At 61.8% G+C, this 1,965-nt stretch carries 1 protein-coding gene; it reads left to right on the top strand.

The features are described 5' to 3' along the window. Nucleotides 1-103: 103 nt before the first annotated feature. Nucleotides 104-1,567: an IS200/IS605 family accessory protein TnpB-related protein gene (locus L0D17_RS12990; protein ID WP_423247957.1), complete on the top strand. Its 1,464-nt coding sequence runs from the start codon at nucleotides 104-106 to the stop codon at nucleotides 1,565-1,567. Nucleotides 1,568-1,965 lie beyond the last annotated feature (398 nt).

Raw genomic sequence — 1,965 nt, 5'->3', positions numbered from 1 at the left:
GTAAGATCGTCTAGAGCTCATCCCTCAAGAATACCACCCTTTTACGACAGCCTCTAAGTTGCGCTTCCCCTCCCGGGAGAACCGCGAAGCCCTCCTGGACCTCATGCGCCGCTTCTCCTCCGCCACACGGTTCGCCTACCAGAGACTCTTGGAGGGGTACAGCCGCGAGGAGCTCAAACAGGAAGACGGCCCCCTCTGCCAGCTCTTCGGCCTCAACACCCGCTACGTTGACGACGCTATCCTCAAGGCGCAAGGGGTCCTGGACTCCGCCAGGGAGCGCGGTGTAGACCCCCGCAAGGTGGTCTTCGGGGGAAGGAGCCTCTTTGAGGGACTCAAACGGAAGCACCTCTCGGGGAAGCGCCTCCTTGAGCTCAAGCGGACGTGGAAGGAGAAGCGCCAAGGTTTGCTCTACTCTAGGGGAGACCGGAGCAAGGGTGGCAACCTCAACCTGCGCTTGGAGGTGGAGGACGGAGCCTTGTGGCTTCGGATCAATCTAGGACACCGTACTTACATCAAAGCCTTAGTCCTCTCTTCCCACCCTCAGGTGAAGGCCCTGGTGGAGCGGGCCCTGCTGGGAGAACCCTACAACGTGGAGCTCACCCTGCGAAACGGGGAGGTCCACGCCCACTTCACCTGGCAAGAAGCCTCGCCTCCCATCGTGGCCACGAAGGAGCGGGGCGTCTTGGCCCTGGACGCCAACGCCCACCCCCACCACCTGGCCTTAGCCTTGGTCAGCCCCGATGGGGAACTCAGGCATCACTTCACCATCCCCCTGAACGAGGTGGACAGGGCCCCCAACCGTGGAGCTAAGGAGATCCTCCTCTGGAAGGCGGCCCACCAGGTGGTGGACCTCGCCCTCTCCCGGGGGGTAGCCATCGCCACGGAGAGGCTCAAACACTTCCGGAAGTCCAGGAGAGGAGATGGCTCGGGTAGGAGGTTCCGCTCCATCCAGCACCGCTTCGCCTACGCCTCCCTCCTCCAGAAGGTCCACACCCTGGCGAGGAAAAAGGGTGTCCAGGTGCTGGAGGTGAACCCCAGCGACACCTCCACCATCGGGATGCTCAAGTACGCTCCCCCGCTTTCCCTCTCCAAGGACACCGCCGCCGCTTACGTGATCGGCAGGCGGGCCCTGGGCCTCAAGGAGGAGCTTCCCCAAAGCTACAAGCGTTTGTTGGAGGACCCCACCTTTCCATCCGACGCCCAGAGCTTCCACGAGGGGTTGCTCAAGGACCTTGAGAAGCGAAGGGAGGGTGAGAACAACCCGTACCTGAAGCGACGACTTACGAGGGAGATCGGTAAGACCAAACAAGCTTTAGCCCTTCTGTCAAGCCTTCGGAGCTCGCCGGGGAGCCAGAGGGGGTCAACCGAGGGAAGGAACCCTCCTGGCGCCAATCCCTGGAGGGTTCTGAGGGTAGGCCTCTTTCTTCCCCTCCTTGGGCGGGAGGTGCCGAGGGACCTCTCTCCCCTCAAGCCCATCCTCCTTGGGGGATCGTGGGAGGGGGGAAAGGTCAGGCTTAGGTCCTCATCCTGGTGGAGGGCCCAAGGCGCTAATGGGCGCTTTGCTTGACCAGGCGATACGGGAAAGCGGTACTGCCTATGTGTCCGGCAGGCGGCTCCGGGAGCGGCTAAGAACCCTCGTGTTCCGGAGTAAGGAGGAAAATGAGGTGGGTCTGCAGCTTGCGGATTTGGTGGCCACACCCATAGGGCGGTGGTACCTAGGTAAACCTCCGAAGGAGGATTGGCGGATTGTGGAGCAAAAGCTGCGCCGTGGGCCTAGCGGGTACATGGGGTATGGGCTGGTGGTTCTGCCTAAGGCTTGGGTAAAAAGGTAAGGTCGGGGACCCGCTACGCAGTTCCCGACCCTCTAAGAGGCATTTTAGGAGCTAGGCACATGCTTGTCAAGCAAGCCCGGGCTTGCCTAGTAAATTGCCTTGTACCCCGGAGGGGGCGGGAGAAGGGAGAGAA

It is taken from the genome of Thermus thalpophilus, assembly GCF_022760915.1.
GTDB classification, from domain to species: domain Bacteria; phylum Deinococcota; class Deinococci; order Deinococcales; family Thermaceae; genus Thermus; species Thermus thalpophilus.
Note: the sequence above shows the minus strand (reverse complement) of the source record. Positions and strands in the feature narration are given on the sequence as shown.